The organism is Mangrovibacillus cuniculi, assembly GCF_015482585.1.
Taxonomy (GTDB): domain Bacteria; phylum Bacillota; class Bacilli; order Bacillales; family R1DC41; genus Mangrovibacillus; species Mangrovibacillus cuniculi.
Genome location: NZ_CP049742.1, coordinates 843643 through 861240, shown reverse-complemented (window position 1 = coordinate 861240; position 17598 = coordinate 843643). Strand labels below are relative to the sequence as shown.

Sequence of the window (17598 nt, the reverse complement as noted above, 5' to 3'; positions counted from 1 at the left end):
ACTCCTCCTTTTTTATTTATTCTTCTCTGCAATCCTAAGCTTGGCAGATCTTGCTCTATTATTTTCTTCTAATTCGGTTTCACTCGCCGTAATGGGTTTTCTCGTAATTAGTTTAAGCTCTGGTTCATACTCTTTTGGAATCATTGGAAGACCTGGTGGTAACTCTGGGCCAGATGACTTCTCTTTAAAGGTAGATTTACAAATTCTATCTTCTAGTGAATGGAAAGTAATAACCGATATACGTCCATTCTTCTTTAAAATAGAAATTGCTTTCTCAAGAGACTCCTCAAAAACACCTAACTCATCATTTACTGCTATCCGTATTGCCTGAAAAATCCTTTTGGCAGGATGTCCACCTTTTCTTCTAGCAGGAGCTGGAATCCCCTCTTTTATTAGTTCCACTAATTCTGCGGTAGTTTTAATCGGTTCGATTTCTCTTGCCGCTTCAATCTTTCGTGCAATTTGCTTAGAAAACTTCTCTTCTCCGTATTTAAAAAAGATAGATACAAGTCTTTCATATGGCCATTGATTTACCACATCATAAGCTGATAGCATTGCATCTTGGTCCATTCTCATATCCAGTGGTGCATCATGGTGGTAACTAAATCCTCTTTCTGGTGTATCTAACTGAGGAGATGAAACACCTAGATCATATAACACACCATCCACTTCTGTTACACCCAATTTCTCTAACTCTTCTGAGATGTATCGAAAGTTTGATTTTATAATAGTAAATTTACCTTCAAATGGAGCTAACAAATTTTTCGCGTGAGCTATTGCAGCATCATCTTGGTCAAAACAATAAAGATGCCCTTCATCAGATAACTGACTTAACAAGTAGCTACTATGACCGGCTCCACCAAGCGTGCAATCTACATAAATTCCATTCGGTTTGATAGCTAGACCATCAACCGTTTCTTTTAATAGTACTGTTGTATGATTAAACATTCTTCCTAACACCTTCTTCTTCTTCTGTGATGACAAGTTGCATGGTTTATATATCAAAATCAATCATATTCTCTGCAATTTCAGCGAAAGAATCCTCTGATTCTTCAAAATAAGATTCCCATGTTGTTTTATCCCATATTTCAATACGACTTGATACTCCTATTACAACACACTCTTTGTCTAGTTTTGCATAAGACGTTAACGTTGTTGGTATATTTACTCTTCCTTGCTTGTCCAGTTCACATTCAGATGCACCAGAGAAAAAGAATCGAGTAAATGCACGTGCATCTTTTTTCGTCATGGGTAGCTTTTTCAGCTTTTCTTCAACAACTTGCCATTCATTTAGAGGGTAGCCAAATAAACACTGATCTAGTCCCCTTGTGATTACAAAGGTTTCCCCAAGTAGTTCACGGAATTTAGCTGGGATAATCAGTCGGCCTTTTGGATCTATGTTATGTTGAAATTCACCCATAAACATATCCGTTCCCCCACTTTCTACGTTTAATGTACCACATCCCCCCACTTTTCACCACTAATTTCTCGATTCTCTTTTTTGTAAGGAAAACCCTCTAGTTTATGCGATTTTTCCTTCGTCTTTTGTAGACAATTTCACTCTTTATTCTTACAATTGCTGTAAAAAGTTAGAGAATACTAGGATGTAATCACAAAAAAACACTCCCTTTGGCGAATAGTGGAGAAAAGATTTTTTTAAAAAGGGGTAAAATGGAGTAACGTTTTTCATTTAGTGTCAGATGATTGATGGTTGTTTTCTTGAACAACCAAGACACCTTACACATCATTTTCTCTCCAACAACTTTGTGTGCTATTCCAAAAAAGTTCCTTACACAAGCACAAAAAAAAGAGGCAGAAATCAACGATATAGTCCGTGATTTCAACCTCTTTTTTTTGAAACTTTTATTCACCTGACATCAGTAACAAATAATGATCTCCTTTAAATTCGAATGGTTGATCCATCAGTTTTGGGATGATAGAAAACCCATACTTATTTAAAAAGTAGGTAATATTCCAAATTCGTTCTTGATACCCTTCAAACGGATGCAGCATTCTCTCCAAGCGATTATATCTCTCTAATAATTCAGCATGGTCTCGTTCCACTTGTTTGACTGATTTATTTATCAAGAAATCTAATTGGCGATAGTGATACTCTTTGTTCTTCTTCATAATAGGAACTAAAGATGTGTGTTTGGATTGAATGCGTTCCTCGATTGCCGCAAATTCTTTATCAAACATTTCTTTCATATGATCTATCTGATGTAAAAGTTCTTGGTCTTGCAAAGCTTTAAACGCTTTTTCTCTTTTAACAGAAACCTCACCACTAATTGCTTGTTCAATAGGCATTTCCAGATCTCTCAAGCTCTGTTCCATTCTCCTATCTACCCAGGAAATGTGAAGTCTAGGGACAACAGGAGGCATAGTAAACCCTACTTCATGGAAAGCAGTCTGCAACTCTCCCCAATAGGACACTTCTCCTGGACCAGCAATAAAAGCTAGGGTTGGTAGCAGAAATTCCTGCATCAATGGTCGTGTGACAACATTATTACTGAGTTTAGAAGGAGCTATTTCTACGAGTTGTCTAAGTTCCTCTTTTGTATAAATTTTGCTACTTGAAGCAAAAGCTGCTTTATCTTTATCAAATGATAAAAGCTCTCGTTCTTGGTCTTCATATAAGAATAAATTTGTTGCGTCTTCCTTAATCTCTAATGTCTTCTGATATCCACTAGCACATAAAGTTTCCTGTTGATCTAAAACAGCGTTCGTAATTTCAGAAGATTTATCAATCAACCGATGGAAAAAAGGTACCTCTAATGCACGAATAGAAGAATCAGCTGCATCTATTAGCAACAAACCATAGTCAGCAAACCAAGTATTGATCAACGTAGAGAACCATTCGGTATACGTGTTGTTCTCCTTAAAACTAGAGCGCAAAAATTTCACCAGCTCTTTAGTATGTTGTGTTTCACCAAGTGATTCAACAAGATCTCTTAATACTTTTTCAAAATCATCCTGGCTAATTATTTCATCAGAAACCATTTTTTTAGATAGGGTATTAGGAGCTATTTGAAGTTTTTTGAGCTTTTTATCTTTTTCAACAAATAGATGATTAACCTCTAGAATATCGTGATCTTCTCCAGCTATCCAAAATACTGGAACAACTGGTATCCCTAATTTCTCTTCTTGCTGTCGAGCCAATACAATAATAGAAATAATTTTGTGTAACGTATACATTGGACCAGTAAGAATTCCAGCTTGCTGTCCTCCGACTACTACTACGCTATCAGGTTTTTTCAGTTTTTCCAAAGACTGTTGAACATTTGAGTTAAGTGATACTTCCCCATGAAAGACTTAATATGATCAGCTAAATCTTCTCGATTGTACTCTCTATTTTTCAAGTCGCCAGCACGACGTTTTAACTCTTCATCCGTCACACCATAATCAAAGAATGAGGCTAGTTTACTAGGTGTATTTACATATGTTTGATAGAAGAGATTTTTTTCTTCTACTCTGATCTTATCCAGTTGCATGTCGGGATTTCCTTTCTTTACAGGCATTCGTTTCTAAAGTATAGCACTCCAATTTAGGAAAAGAAAAAAATGTGCTTACAATCCGCTTCTAATGGAAAAAACAATTCCTGTGATAATTAGTAAAAAGTGAGCTATGGCATATACCAAAAAATGAATTCTCCATACTCTCTTCAAGATAACAGGATAAATAATATCTATTTTCGTAAGCCTTTGATGAACCGCTAGGATAACTACTAAAAGTAAGAATAATAACATGCTCCACCAAATTAAAGGATACTGAAAGATAGAGGAAAAAAGAACGGTAACACCCACCACTAGAAATACAGTTGTCATGTCTAATGCCAACGTTACAGATTTCTTGTGTTTTTTTGTTAATTGTTTTGCAATGGTAAAAACAATTATGTATACAAATAACGGCGCAATAATAAATAAAAACAAAATAAATATCACAATGTTTTCCACTAACTTACACACTCTCCTTTTCTAATCCTTTTATGGCATGGTATAACGCTTCAGTTAAAGGTCTTTCTTTACTCTTAATGGGTAGTAATATGCCATCGATTTCTGTTTTCCTATTGTGAATCAAGTCTGAAAGCATGGAAGATGTATTATCTTTGGTTGACTGAAGGATTCCAATTAAATTTCGCCACTCTTCTTGTTTGTTTAACATTGGGAAGGCTGTCATAACCTCATTAAACAATCCTTCTGTAAGGGAAGTGTAGTGCGGATTATTTAGTAAAACACCATTTTTGCATTTTAAAACGCCTGTCAAAGGGTTGATGACAGCGTTTACTATTAATTTCTTCGCCATCATCACTTCATAATCCTCGTTCCATTCCCATGGAAATTCATTTTCTAGAGGCGAGAATACCGAAAAAAGAAGGTCTTTCATTTCTCCTCTGTAATTTGCCAAATTAGTTTTCCCAATTCCATTAATGCGGACTGTATAGTCATTTTTTCTTGCTGCACCGTGCTCTACTGTTGCTAACGCGACTTTTCCGTGAGGGAGTTGCTTAATATCGGTTAAATGACTCATTCCGTTTTGAATAAATAATAGGGGTGTTTGCGGTCCGTATTGTTGAATAAGCGGTAAAACGGAAGATATATGATAGGACTTAACGGCTACAATAACTAAATCAGTTTTGTAACTACGAGGTAATAAAAGATTTGTATGTATATGTTTTGCTTTTTTTACAGTCTCTCTTCTTTCTGCAAGCAAGCCATTATGAGTTAAAGACTCATATTGTTTAGTTGAACGCACAACAAATTCTACTTTGTTAGAAAAGCTTAAAAAATATCCAAACAGTAGGCCGAGTGATCCACCGCCAATAATCGTAATGTTCATTTTGCCCTCACCTTTCCTAGATGCTAAAGCTGCTAAATAGATGATGAGTCTATTTTACCAAATTATCTGTTAAAACAAAGAAAAAAAGCTACTAAAAGTGATTTAGTCCCCCTTTAGTAGCTAACGTTTATTTAAACTGGAAAAATCATTCTCTTTTTTTCTAATCTTTTTCTATTGGAGGTTTCATAAAAAGCAAAACGCTTTATCAATGAATCTCTCAAATCATCCGGCTGGACTACATCGTCAATAATCATTTCATCTGCTACTCTTTCTAGCGACACATCTTCTCGATATTTATTTATTTCTTGTTGTACAAAGTCTATCCTCTCAGATGGATCGATAATGGATTCTATTTTTTTTGCAAAGACTGCTTGCACTGCCGCTTCCGGACCCATTACAGCAGTCTTTGCTGATGGTAGAGCTATGCAGCAATCTGGTTCAAACGCGGGACCAGCCATAGCATACAACCCAGCGCCATATGCCTTTCGGACAATAACGGATATTTTTGGTACGTTTGCAGAACTCATTGCCGCAATCCACTTAGCACCGTGACGAATGATACCTGATTTTTCTACTTGAGAACCAATCATGAATCCTGGGATATCCGCCAAAAATAACATCGGTACGGAATAGGCGTCACAAAGTTGCATGAACCTTGCTCCTTTATCAGCTGAATCGACAAACAGTACACCACCTTTTACTTTAGGTTGATTAGCAATAATTCCAACTAATCTACCATCTATTCTAGCAAAACCGGTAATGACTTCTGGAGCAAATAACTTTTTCAGCTCAAAGAAGGAATCTTCGTCCACCAAGCCATCAATGAACTGATACATGCAGAATGGAGCATGTTCATGATTTGGAATAATTTCTGAAAGCTTTCTCTCCCCGACTTTTGGTGGCAGCCCACTAGTTTTTAAGGACGCTAACAGAGTGACGTATTTCTTAGCTAGCTCAATACCTTCTTCTTCATTCTGTGCTAAAACATCGCCACACCCACTAATTGTGCAATGCATTCTAGCTCCGCCCATCTCTTCTAAACTAACTTTCTCCCCTATTACCTTTTCCGCCATCCTTGGAGACCCTAAGTACATAGAAGCATTTCCTTCTATCATAATGACAATGTCACAAAAAGCAGGAATATAAGCTCCCCCTGCAGCGGACGGACCAAACAACACACATATTTGAGGTACATATCCAGATAAATTTATTTGTTGGTGAAATATCTTCCCTGCACCTCTTCGATTGGGAAACATTTTCAATTGATCTGTAATTCTAGCTCCACCAGAATCAATTAAATAAAAGATAGGCAACTTTAATCTTTCTGCTGTCTCCTGAAGACGTATCATTTTTTCTACTGTTTTTTCTCCCCACGATCCAGCTTTCACTTTGGGGTCATTGGCAATAATACACACTTTCTGGTCACCAATTTTCCCCATTCCAGTCACAACCCCATCTGCTGGAAGTTTGTCATCTAGTAGATTAGCGTTCCACCCGTCCTCTACAAACGTCTCCCCTACTAATGCTTCAATTCTCTTTCTAACCGACCATTTTTCGGATGCACTATTGGATTGATTAGGTGACTTCCAGCCAGCCTCTTCTATCTTTTCTCTCCACTCTTTCCATTCTTGATTCATTCTGTTACCTCCAATACTAGCAGCACATCCCCCTCTTGGACGAAGTCGCCTTCTATTTTTTCAATAGATATTACTTTCCCTTGTCGTTCTGCTTGTACTGGTATCTCCATCTTCATAGATTCTAAGATAAAACATACATCGTTCACTGTAATATGATCTCCCACCGAAACTTCTACTTTATACATCGTACCAGTCATTGGTGATTTCATTTCCATTTCTCTTCCCCCTAAATAGTTTGTAACCACGCTGTATAAATGCTGTTTTCTCTTACATCTTTGTGGCATAAAATAGTTTGTAAGACATCAATATTCGTCTTTACCCCTTGAATATCCAACTCTGTTAACCATTTTTCTAATTCCGTTATGGCTTCTAACCGAGTATTAGTGAAAACAATCAATTTCGCTATTAACGGATCATAAAAAGGAGGAATCGTGGTACCTGTTTCATAAGTTCTTTCTAATCTTCTATTCTTTATTTCTCCGTAACTACAGTAACTGACTTTACCTGGTGATGGGTATCCAGTTTTAGAATCTTCCGCATATACCCTAACTTGTATTGCATGTCCTTTATGAGGAATGTCAGATTGATGACCTGTTATAGACTCTCCATTTGCTATTCTCCATTGTGTTTCTACTAAATCAATACCTGTTACCAACTCTGTAACTCCATGTTCTACTTGAAGCCTTGGGTTCATTTCCATAAAGAAGTATTCTTCATCTTTGGTAACTAAAAACTCTACAGTACCTATGCCGTAAAATTCGATAGAAGTAGCAAGTGAGATACTCGCTTCACGTAACTTTCTTAAACATGATTCAGATATACTCTTAACAGGAGCTTCTTCCACTAACTTCTGTCGCCTTCTTTGAATAGAGCACTCTCTTTCCCCTACCGTCATTACGTTACCATTTTTGTCACCGATAACTTGTACTTCTATATGCCTAGCAGATTCGATATATTTCTCTAAAATCAATTCGGATGAATGAAATAGACGTTGAGATAACTTCTCCACTTGAAGCCACTTTGCTTTTAATTCATTCAAATTTGAACATTGGACAATACCCATACCTCCTCCACCCATAACCGCTTTAATCATCAGAGGAAAGCCAATACTAGTTGCTAAGCGCTCAATATCTTCATCGCTTTCTATTTGTGTTAACACCCCAGGTATAATTGGAATTCCCAGTTGTTCAGCTTGTTCTTTCGCTTTTCGCTTATTACCTAAGAGCTCTAAAGCAGACTTCGAAGGACCAATAAATTCCATACCATTATCTCTAACCATTTGAGCGAACGAAGGATCTTCGGATAAAAACCCATATCCTGGATGGATCATATCGACATGACACTCTTTAGCAATGGAAATAATAACATCTTTGTTCATATAACTCTCATCAGCTCTATTCCCTGGCAGTAAAACAGCATGGTCCGCTTCCTTTACATACGGTAAAGGCTGGTCAATAGCGCTATAAACGCAGACGGTCTCAATTCCCCACTTTTTCGCTGTCCTAATAATCCTACTAGCACATTCTCCCCGATTTACAATTAACCATTTCACTACCTCATCACATCCTTAACGATAGTTGCAACTAACTGAAAAGTTTGATAATTTTAGTATACGAATACTCTTAATTAGATGGCATTAACCTCTGTTTCTCTTGCCACACCAAGTGAAAGCGGATACAATTTAAGTAGCCGTCAACACATTGTATTCAAGCATGTAGGGGACTATACTATAAGTTTGTAAAGGGGATAGAGTGATGAAAGTAGAACGTTTACATGTAAACTATAAAACGCTAGAAGAATTTAAAAAATTTCGTGAATATGGAATTCAAGAACTATCAATGATGGAGGACTTACAATCTAATATTATTGAAAACGATAGTATCTCTCCTTTTTACGGAATCTATTTTGGAGACAAACTAGTCGCACGTATGAGCCTCTATAAACGAGATGCTAAATACGATAAATACTTTAATCCTCCTCAAGATTATTTAGAGGTATGGAAATTAGAAGTTTTACCACAATACCAACGAAAAGGTTACGGAAAAGCTTTAGTAGATTATGCTAAGTCATTTAACCTGCCGATAAAAACTAACCCAAGAGTTCAATCACACGAATTCTGGACTTCTCTTGGCTTTACAAGCGCGGACTATCAAATGGAAAGAGATTTAGGAGAAAATCCATTGTTATGGCAACCTGCAGATAGTTCTTCTTTAACAGACGAAGCTATGTAACCATGTACGCCATTTATTCTTAATTTTTAAAAATAAAAAGCCCAGCTTTCCCCAACTTTTTGGGGTACGGCTGGGCTTTTTACTGTCCCTAATATTTTTTAGTTTACTTAAGTAATAGATTCTCTTAGCGCTGAATGTATCCATTAGAACGAATGGTTAAAGGTGTTTCTTTAGACGTAGTTCTGTTTAGCGCTTTATCCAAAAAGGCAATTAGTTCTTTATATTCATCTTCTAATTGATGATACGCCGCTAATAAAGACTTATAGGCTTCTTCCTGTTCTCTCGATTGAACCAATAGCTTCTCTACATCTTCAGAAGATCTTCCGTTTTCATCAGTAGCTTTTTCATATAACGAACGAAGATACGTTACAACTTCATTGAAATTAAAGGGAAGGTCCGCTTCCTTCGATTCTTCCTGTAATGGCTTTTCTTTATCTGGTAAGGAGTGAGAATGATGGATAGCGTGTTTTGCTTTTTTCCTTTGTTTTTTTGCTACTTCAATACCATTTTTATATTGTTTACGAATTGCCGAATTCCATCTAAATCCACAAGCAGCTGCTGTTCTTGATAGTTTTCTTCCTACTTCCTCAAATGCTTGAAGTTGAGTTCCACCTTCCCGAATACAACGTAATACTACTTCTGCTAATAGTAAATCTTCCTCTTGTGTCCAAGCATCTTGTCTTGTTGAAACCATTCTAAGTTCCCCCTTTTTCCCTTTTGTTCATACGTATGCTCATACTAGAACTCATAGACTAAAAAAGATGGGATAAAAGTTTGGTTTCATATAAATGTTTTACCACGCACTATTGTTTTTTTGAAAGAAAATGTTCTACCGCTTCCATATGCGTAGGGTTCTCCCACAACATAGAACACCTCTCTACCTCTTTTTTCATGTTAACTACTAGATGACTATGTAATCCATCCACCAAAGTAGCCTTATAGGATCGAATCACCTCTACGTGTTGTTGCTTATAATTTGCTATTATCTCATTTCGTTCTTTAGAATCTTCATAGATATGTTGTATGAAGCCAGAGTGTATTAGGTCTTCTTCTGTAATTACTTTTGTAGAGGTCAACCATTTCATGGCATATGGTTTATTGACTCTTTCAAATAATAAGTTTGCTCCTCCCCATCCTGTGGAAATACCAATCCTTCCTTGTATCCACGCTACTTTTGACCCTTTTCTCAGTATTCGAAGATCACAGGCGGCAGCAAGTTCCGCCCCACCTCCTAAAGTGTGTCCTTCTAAATCTGCAATAGTAAGGATTGGACACGTTGCTAGATCAAATAAAATAGCTGCAGCCTCAAGAAATATTGGCTTAATCTCTTCTCCTTTAGCAAATTGGTGAAAGTATTCTACATCTCCACCAGAACAAAATGCATCTTCGCCTTCGCCTTTGATGATTAACATCTTCACTGTAGGAGTGCTCTTTATTTCTGCAATCGTTTGTTTTAATCCTTGTAACACAGATAAACTTATGGCATTCCGTTTATTAGGTCTATTTATTGTAAATGTATATATATCGTCTTGTAATTCTACTCGATAGTCCATGATCCCTACTCCTTCATTTGTACTTCCAACTTACATTTTAGCACAAAAAAAAGCGTAAAGAGCCATGGTCTCTTTACGCTTTTATCAAAGAAAAATTAGTTACTTGCAACTTCTTTCCCTTTGTATGTTCCGCATGATTTACAAACGCGGTGTGATAGTTTCATTTCACCACAGTTAGGGCATGCAACCATACCAGGAACTGCTAACTTGAAATGAGTACGACGTTTACGTTTAGCTGTTTTAGATGTTCTTCTAAATGGTACTGCCATTGTTCCCACCTCCTTAATAGACCTACTGAAGGAAAATTGTATTTCCTTTTATCATTCGTTGTCTTTGTTAAATAATCCAGCAAGACCGGCTAATCGAGGATCAACTTTTGGTTCCTCTTCCTCCAAAGCCGTTTCCCGTTCTTCTTCCGTCATTACCTCCCAGTCTTGACCGGATGGTAAGGAATCAGAACGTTTTGCTTCTTCACTAAATACTTGCATCGGTATTTCTAAGAGAAGAATCTCTCGTATGATAGGAAGAAGGTCTACTGTCTCACCCTTAACTTCGTGTAGTTCCTCTTGACGATCAATCATGTCTTCATCAAACATAGAGGTCTTTAATAAGAAAGTCTCTCTTGTTTCAACATGAACGGGAACATTTACATCTACCAACGTCCGAGAACAAGGTAAAACCAAAGTTCCCTCAATGGTTAAATGAAAGGATACTGAATCCGCTGATACATCTCCGCGCCCTTTTACGTGTAGAGGGGACACATCAAGAATCTCCGGATTGAGTGCTTTCATTTCATTGGCTATGTGAATGTGTTCGTCAATGGCAATCCCTTTATCACGATATTTTTGTAACTGAACCGTGGACCATTTCATCAAGATCACTCCCAATGCAACAAAAGTAATTATAGTATTGCAGAATTAGTTTGTCAATATATTTTCTTTACATCATAGAAAAGCGTACGGCGCGCGTTCAGATGCGGCAGCAAACTTGGAGGGACCGAGGAGGCAGCTCCTCAGCCACCACAGGGCCATCTGAGTTTGCCGAGCATCTGCGCACCGGAAGCTAGACACCACGAAAAGCGTACGGCGCGCGTTCAGCCGCGGCAGGAAACTCTGGAAGACCGAGGAGGTAGTTCCTCAACCACCGGAGGGCTTTCAGAGTTTCCCAAGCGGTTGCGCACCGGAAGCTAGACACCACGAAAAGCTGAAGGCGCGCGTTTAGATGCGGCAGCAAACTTGGAGGGACCGAGGAGGCAGCTCCTCAGCCACCACAGGGCCATCTGAGTTTGCCGAGCATCTGCGCACCGGAAGCTAGACACCACGAAAACCTAAGTAATTATTAAGGATACTCGGTTAAGATCAGACCACATCACGTGGTCAACACCGAGTTGTTACCGGTCACGTAACAAAAGCTTACGCCGCGCATTCAGCCGCGGCACAGAAAATATAATCAACTTTATAAAAAGAACTGATACGCTTCATTGTAAACAAAAATGTAACGATTAAAACATCATCAATCTGTTATGTATTGGCGTAGCTTTTCATTCTTACTAAAACAAGATAACATAAAAGGAAAATAAATGTCGAGATGAGGTTGAAAAATGAAAGCTACAGGGTTAATTGTCGAATACAATCCATTTCATAATGGGCACTACTTTCATGCCCAATCATCTAGAGAAAAAACAAATGCAGATATTCTAATCGCAGTGATGAGCGGTGCGTTTTTACAACGCGGAGAACCTGCCCTATTACCGAAGTGGGAAAGAGCCAAGATGGCAATCTTAGGCGGTGTAGACATTGTTATAGAGCTACCAACGTTATTTGCTGTTCAATCCTCCCATAATTTTGCTAGAGGAAGTGTGGGCATTTTAAATGCTTTAGGAGTAAAATCTATTTGTTTTGGAAGTGAGCATGGAGAAGTACAAGACTTCACTGAACACATTAAGTTAGAAAAAGAATTTCAGCATTCTATTGATTGTAAAGTAAAAGATTTTTTGCAGGAAGGTCATTCTTTTCCAAAAGCATATGATTTAGCACTCGAATCTGTTTCAACCGAAAATCATCTTCAAATGCTAGATATCCGACAACCGAATAACCGTTTAGGTTTAGCATACATAGAAGCTATCCAAAAAATTAACCCACTTATAAAAGCGGAAACGATAAAAAGGAAGCACGCAAACTATCACGATGAAGAATTAGAACACTCCTTTATAGCATCTGCAACTGCTATTAGAAAAGCTATACTTAACGATAGCAGGGAATGGTCTCAATATGTTCCTCCTAGCTCTTACTCAGAAATAACGGCATATGTAGAAAACGAAAAACCATTAATGACTTGGGAATCACTGTATCCAATAGTTAGAAGTAAACTTATCACTACACCAATTCCTGTTTTATCAACCATTTATGGTATGGAGGAAGGATTAGAATCAAGACTCCAACATGCCGCTATACATGCAGTACATTTTCCTCACTTCATGGAACTAGTTAAAACCAAAAGATACACTTGGAATAGAATTCAACGCACGTTGGTTTATTTACTTTTACACATAGATAAACAGGAAGCAAATCATCATTTATCCAAGCTACCTACTTATGCTAGACTGTTAGCTGCATCTTCCAATGGTAGAAGATACATAAAAGAAAACAAAGAATCATTTACACTTCCAATCTTATCAACTTTCTCTCAAGGAAAAGAATCCTTACTACAAATAGATCAACGAGCGGCATATGCCTATTCATTAGGATATTTGTCCACTATGCAGGTGGCGGAAGGTGCACGAGAATTTAAGCAAATACCCTTTATCCAAAAGTAAAGAGACGTAACTAAGCACAAGTAACATCCCGTTCCCATAATGTCTTTTTACTGGTTAAACCTCAAAAAAAGCTGTTCCCATAGCGATTAATCTCACTTTAGGAACAGCTTTTTTTATTTCTTAGGTAGGTTTTCTAGTACTTGAAGTGCTTCTTCAAATGACTCTACTGGTAATAATTTAATCTTTAATCCTTCTTCCTCTATTGCTTCCGCTGCTTCTTTAGCATTACTTTTGATTTCTGGGTATTTTTCTGTTAGTTCGGGACTCACCTTATCATTTGGAGCAATAAAGTACTCTGCTCCAGCTCTTGAAGCCGCTACTACTTTATGTTTGATTCCACCTATTCTTCCGACTTTACCATCTTCGAACAGTTCACCTGTACCTGCTATTAAATTGCCGTTAGAGATGTCCTCTGGTACTAGTTGGTTATATATTTCTAGCGCGAACATTAGCCCTGCAGAAGGACCACCAACTTGATCTGTTTGAAATGTGACTTTTCGTTCAGGTTTTATTTGTTTATCTTCTACCAATGAGATACCTAAGCCAATTTTCCCTGTCTCTTCTAAAGTAGTAAGAGAAATTGTTTCAGAAAACGTTTCTTTTCCTCGCATGACTTGTAGCGAAACCTGGTCACCTTCTGACTTTTTCTGTACATAAGAGATAAACATTTCTGATGAAGATATTGTTTGGTTATCTACCTTCAGTAACAAGTCACCAGCCTTTAAGAATTCCGCTGCAGGTGCAGTTCCAATCACTCCAAGAATATAGACTCCATTGGTCACCTCTTCGTAGATATCGCCACTTTTATTGAACGCAGCTTGGATAGCATGGTTTTTGGATTGATTCATGTACTGTAATTGTCGTACATGAAACTCTTCATCCGTTTCTTCTTCTAATCTAACTTGATTTATCGGAACCATATTATTACTATTTTTCATTTTTTCTACTAAATAGGTCACCGGTGTGGCTTTCATCATGGAAACGGTTGTATAAAAGAACTGACCACGATCCTCATCCGCTTCCTGAACGGTTACTACTCCATCCAATTCATGTGCAAATCCTGGTTTAGAAATGTAGTAAGGTAGTGGATATAATACAAGAAATGCAGTGATACATAAAAGTAAAAAAATGAAGCCTGCTTTTTTGCCTTTCACTTCAAATGTTCCCCCCAATGCTCTATTGCTTCTCTAATTTTTGGCAAGTGCTTCCTTGCTTCCTCTTCCCCAACACTGATAATTTCTTGGATATTTGTAAAGGCTCTTGAGCTATACTTTCCCACTTTTGGTTTTATCATTATATCAGAATCAATTTCTCTTCTATGAGCTACTTCTAATTGCATGATGTCGATACTTTGCATAATTACATCATAAATATTATTAATTTCTGCATCTCTTTTAACATGGGAGACATCAACACTTATTACAAGGTCTGCCCCCATCTCTCTTACGACTGAAACGGGAACTCGGTCGATGACCCCACCATCTACTAATAATTTACCATCCCATTTTTCTGGAACAAATATACCAGGAATAGAGATAGACGCTCGAACAGCTTGATCAATTGGCCCTTCTCTAAAGACTACCTTTTCCCCTTTGATTAAGTCTGTGGCTACAATCGCCAAAGGGGTTTGACAATCTTCTATGTTTTTTTGATGAGAAAAAATACGAATAAATTCTTTTATTCTTGAACCAGATATGAATCCCATATTTGGTACAGTAAAGTCCATGAAGAATTTCCTTCTAAAGGAATTAGACATTTTATATAGTTGGTCCATATCATGCCCCACTGCCAACAATGCCCCCACTAATGCCCCCATACTACTGCCAGCGATAAAATGAATGGGGATACCCTCTTCTTGGAGAACTTTTACTACTCCAATATGGGCAAATCCTCTAGCACCACCTGAACCTAGAGCCAATCCAACTTTCGGATAATCCATCTTCACTCCTCCATTCCACTGTTCTTAACGTATGGTCTATTTTTGAAACCTATGAGTATATTGATACAGATAAGGACAAGCAAAACGTGGTTTTAATTATATAAAAGTTCGTGTCTATCATATTTTACCAAACTTAAGATCACAATTCATAAAACTTTGATTTTCTTTGTAGGGGGCTACATTTTTGATTACTACAAGTAAAGTACAAACAATTACACTCGCATCCGCAGTATTACTTTTGGCTGTTTCATTGATTTTATTTCCGCAAGACTCTTTCCAAGCCTCAACAAGAGGACTCCATATGTGGTGGGAGATAGTCTTTCCATCATTATTACCATTTTTTATTGTTTCAGAAATGATGATTAGCTTAGGTGTTGTTCGCTTTATTGGTATCCTGTTAGAGCCTCTAATGCGACCGTTATTTAAGGTGCCTGGAGTTGGGGGATTTGTTTGGGCAATGGGTATGGCATCTGGTTTCCCTTCCGGAGCAAAATTAACAGCTAGGTTAAGAAAGGAAGGAACCTTAACTAGAATTGAAGCAGAACGATTAGTTTCTTTTACAAACTGCTCGAATCCATTGTTTATTTTTGGTGCTGTGTCTGTCGGATTCTTTTTTAACCCAACACTCGGAATTTTACTAGCTATAGCTCACTATGCCGGAAATATCTTTGTTGGTATGTTTATGCGATTTCATGGAAGAGATGAAATTGATCATCCTATTGATAAATCTAAGTTTTCGATTAAAGAAGCGTTACGAGTCATGCATAAGACTCGGATGAATAACAATAAGCCTATTGGAAAGTTACTTGGAGAGGCTGTTTCTTCTAGCATTCAATCATTACTAATGATTGGTGGCTTTATTATTTTGTTTTCTGTATTGAATAAACTACTCTTTTTACTACACGTTACTCCTTTTTTTGCTGAAAACTTAAAGCCTATTTTTACTTTATTGGGATTAGATCCAGCTATGACAATGGCTTATATATCCGGAATCTTTGAAATAACTCTTGGAAGTCAATTAACTAGTCAGGTGGAGACAGCCACTTTACTTCAACAAGCGATTGTGACAAGCTTTATTCTTGCATTTAGTGGCTTTAGTGTCCAAGCACAAGTTGCTAGTATATTAGCAGAAACAGATATTCGATTTAAGCCTTTCTTTATGGCAAGAATTATGCACGGCGTATTTGCAAGTATCATTACGTTAGTGTTATGGAAAGTGGTATTTTCTAAATTTCAATATAACGACGTCCCATCTACTGCAATACCTGTATTTCAGCAAAATGTGCAAGAAATCGCATCGTCTGTTTATCAATGGTTTGTGACCTTTGGACCAATTATTACCATCTTCTCTCTATCTCTATACACCATTTTATTGTGGCGAAGAATAAAGAGTGTGTAAGCAGACTCTTCTAAGAGAAAGCCACATCACGTGTCTAACGATGAGTTATTACTGATCATGTAACAAAAAGAAATTCCGCTCATTCATTTGAGCGGAATTTCTCTTTTAGCGCGACAGCAACAGGAGCTGGAACTAAATCATCAATTGTTGCTTCGTATTTAGCTACCTCTTTTACAATACTAGAGCTTAAAAATGAATATTGGTTGTTCGTCATAACAAAGAACGTTTCAATATTTTCATTTAAGACTCGGTTCATAGAAGTAATTTGCATCTCATATTCAAAGTCCGAAACAGCTCGTAAACCACGTATGATTGCATCGGCTTTTACATCTATAGCATAATCCATAAGCAACCCTTGGTAACTTTCTACTCGTACAGCTGGAATATGTGAAGTAGATTGTTTAATTAGCTCTACACGTTCCTCAACTGTAAATACAGGACTTTTAGATGAATTATTTAATACGCATACATATATTTCATCAAACACTTTAGCCGCTCTTTCAATAATATCTAAATGGCCATTTGTAATAGGGTCAAACGTGCCAGGACACACCGCTCTTTTTGTCACTGAGCTTCCTCCTCATCTCGATTGCGATAGATAGAAATGGATATAATTCCGTATGTTTCTTTTCTTATACAAACTAGATTTCCTACCTGTTGTGGCAGCTCAACATCAGAATGGTGCTCACACATAACGAAACCACTTTCATTAACTAATGTATGGTGATCAATTTTTTCTAATAAGGAAATAAGCTGTTGTTTTTTATATGGTGGATCAAGGAAAATCCCATCAAAAGTTACTTCTCTTTTAACAATAGCTTTTAATGCTCGCTCAGCATCAATCTTATAAAGCTCTACCAAATCCTCCGCTTTACAAGTCTTTACATTATCCTTTATGGTTTGAAAAGCATATGTATCACGATCTACAAAAATCATTTTCTCGAAACCTCTGCTTAAAGCTTCCAAACCTAGTCCACCACTACCAGCAAATAGGTCTAGACCTATTCCACCTTCAAAGTATGGTCCAATCATATTAAAAATAGATTCTTTTACTTTATCAGTTGTCGGTCTAGTTGAAGAACCTGGTACAGCCTTTAAACGTAAACCTTTCCAGTCACCTGAAATTACTCTCATCTTGACACCTACTCTTCGACAAATTCCCTACCATCCTACCATAGGAATCGAAAA

At 37.4% G+C, this 17598-nt stretch carries 18 protein-coding genes and 1 pseudogene; 3 read left to right on the top strand and 16 right to left on the bottom strand.

The annotated features are described in order from the left end of the window. Positions 1-12: 12 nt before the first annotated feature. The 8 genes and pseudogenes from rsmH to G8O30_RS04370 all read right to left on the bottom strand — a co-directional run bounded on the left by rsmH (position 13) and on the right by G8O30_RS04370 (position 8025). On the bottom strand, positions 13-948 hold the full coding sequence (rsmH, locus tag G8O30_RS04405; RefSeq protein WP_239673776.1) for a 16S rRNA (cytosine(1402)-N(4))-methyltransferase RsmH: 936 nt from the start codon (positions 946-948) through the stop codon (positions 13-15). A 46-nt stretch (positions 949-994) separates the two neighbouring features. Further along, on the bottom strand, positions 995-1426 hold the full coding sequence (mraZ, locus tag G8O30_RS04400) for a division/cell wall cluster transcriptional repressor MraZ (protein ID WP_239673775.1): 432 nt from the start codon (positions 1424-1426) through the stop codon (positions 995-997). A 437-nt stretch (positions 1427-1863) separates the two neighbouring features. After that, positions 1864-3491 (bottom strand): annotated as a pseudogene (bshC, locus tag G8O30_RS04395) (bacillithiol biosynthesis cysteine-adding enzyme BshC). Positions 3492-3566: 75 nt separating this feature from the next. Then, positions 3567-3953 carry a DUF3397 family protein gene (locus G8O30_RS04390; RefSeq protein WP_239673774.1) on the bottom strand — a complete coding sequence of 129 codons (387 nt, stop codon included), beginning with the start codon at positions 3951-3953 and terminating at the stop codon, positions 3567-3569. A gap of 4 nt (positions 3954-3957) precedes the next feature. Next, a complete protein-coding gene (locus G8O30_RS04385; RefSeq protein WP_239673773.1) occupies positions 3958-4836 on the bottom strand; it encodes a 2-dehydropantoate 2-reductase in 879 nt (292 codons plus the stop codon). 131 nt (positions 4837-4967) lie between these two features. Then, positions 4968-6473, bottom strand: a complete 1506-nt coding sequence (locus tag G8O30_RS04380; RefSeq protein ID WP_239673772.1) for an acyl-CoA carboxylase subunit beta — start codon at positions 6471-6473, stop codon at positions 4968-4970. Next, the gene (locus tag G8O30_RS04375; protein WP_239673771.1) at positions 6470-6688 is read right to left on the bottom strand and encodes an acyl-CoA carboxylase biotin carboxyl carrier protein subunit; all 219 of its coding nucleotides are present in this window, start codon (positions 6686-6688) and stop codon (positions 6470-6472) included. Before G8O30_RS04375 ends, G8O30_RS04380 begins: the two co-directional genes overlap by 4 nt. Before the next feature lie 11 nt (positions 6689-6699). Continuing rightward, complete coding sequence (locus G8O30_RS04370; protein WP_239673770.1) at positions 6700-8025, bottom strand: acetyl-CoA carboxylase biotin carboxylase subunit; 1326 nt, start codon at positions 8023-8025, stop codon at positions 6700-6702. 202 nt (positions 8026-8227) lie between these two features. Here G8O30_RS04370 and G8O30_RS04365 point away from each other — a divergent pair, with 202 nt between their 5' ends. After that, positions 8228-8704 (top strand): N-acetyltransferase, encoded by a 477-nt coding sequence (locus G8O30_RS04365; RefSeq protein WP_239673769.1) that lies wholly within the window; start codon positions 8228-8230, stop codon positions 8702-8704. Between the two features lie 124 nt (positions 8705-8828). Here the strand turns inward: G8O30_RS04365 and G8O30_RS04360 are convergent, their stop codons facing one another. The 4 genes from G8O30_RS04360 to G8O30_RS04345 all read right to left on the bottom strand — a co-directional run bounded on the left by G8O30_RS04360 (position 8829) and on the right by G8O30_RS04345 (position 11129). Further along, on the bottom strand, positions 8829-9398 hold the full coding sequence (locus G8O30_RS04360) for an RsfA family transcriptional regulator (protein WP_239673768.1): 570 nt from the start codon (positions 9396-9398) through the stop codon (positions 8829-8831). 109 nt (positions 9399-9507) lie between these two features. Then, the gene (locus G8O30_RS04355) at positions 9508-10257 is read right to left on the bottom strand and encodes an enoyl-CoA hydratase/isomerase family protein (RefSeq protein WP_239673767.1); all 750 of its coding nucleotides are present in this window, start codon (positions 10255-10257) and stop codon (positions 9508-9510) included. A gap of 95 nt (positions 10258-10352) precedes the next feature. Beyond that, positions 10353-10526, bottom strand: a complete 174-nt coding sequence (rpmF, locus tag G8O30_RS04350; protein ID WP_239673766.1) for a 50S ribosomal protein L32 — start codon at positions 10524-10526, stop codon at positions 10353-10355. Positions 10527-10577: 51 nt separating this feature from the next. Then, the gene (locus tag G8O30_RS04345; protein ID WP_239673765.1) at positions 10578-11129 is read right to left on the bottom strand and encodes a YceD family protein; all 552 of its coding nucleotides are present in this window, start codon (positions 11127-11129) and stop codon (positions 10578-10580) included. 728 nt (positions 11130-11857) lie between these two features. On the opposite strand from G8O30_RS04345, the gene G8O30_RS04340 reads away from it, so the two are divergent. Beyond that, positions 11858-13072: a nucleotidyltransferase gene (locus G8O30_RS04340; RefSeq protein WP_239673764.1), complete on the top strand. Its 1215-nt coding sequence runs from the start codon at positions 11858-11860 to the stop codon at positions 13070-13072. Between the two features lie 113 nt (positions 13073-13185). Here G8O30_RS04340 and G8O30_RS04335 read toward each other — a convergent pair whose 3' ends face one another. Both G8O30_RS04335 and G8O30_RS04330 read right to left on the bottom strand, forming a co-directional pair. Then, a complete protein-coding gene (locus G8O30_RS04335) occupies positions 13186-14226 on the bottom strand; it encodes a SepM family pheromone-processing serine protease (protein WP_239673763.1) in 1041 nt (346 codons plus the stop codon). Beyond that, positions 14223-15011, bottom strand: a complete 789-nt coding sequence (locus G8O30_RS04330; RefSeq protein WP_239673762.1) for a patatin-like phospholipase family protein — start codon at positions 15009-15011, stop codon at positions 14223-14225. The genes G8O30_RS04335 and G8O30_RS04330 overlap by 4 nt, the downstream gene beginning before the upstream one ends. Before the next feature lie 187 nt (positions 15012-15198). On the opposite strand from G8O30_RS04330, the gene ylbJ reads away from it, so the two are divergent. Further along, the gene (gene ylbJ, locus G8O30_RS04325; protein WP_239674488.1) at positions 15199-16410 is read left to right on the top strand and encodes a sporulation integral membrane protein YlbJ; all 1212 of its coding nucleotides are present in this window, start codon (positions 15199-15201) and stop codon (positions 16408-16410) included. Between the two features lie 79 nt (positions 16411-16489). On the opposite strand, the gene coaD is transcribed toward ylbJ, so the two are convergent. Together coaD and rsmD are read right to left on the bottom strand one after the other, a co-directional pair. Next, positions 16490-16978, bottom strand: a complete 489-nt coding sequence (gene coaD / locus G8O30_RS04320; protein WP_239673761.1) for a pantetheine-phosphate adenylyltransferase — start codon at positions 16976-16978, stop codon at positions 16490-16492. Next, complete coding sequence (gene rsmD / locus G8O30_RS04315) at positions 16975-17544, bottom strand: 16S rRNA (guanine(966)-N(2))-methyltransferase RsmD (protein ID WP_239673760.1); 570 nt, start codon at positions 17542-17544, stop codon at positions 16975-16977. The genes coaD and rsmD overlap by 4 nt, the downstream gene beginning before the upstream one ends. Positions 17545-17598 lie beyond the last annotated feature (54 nt).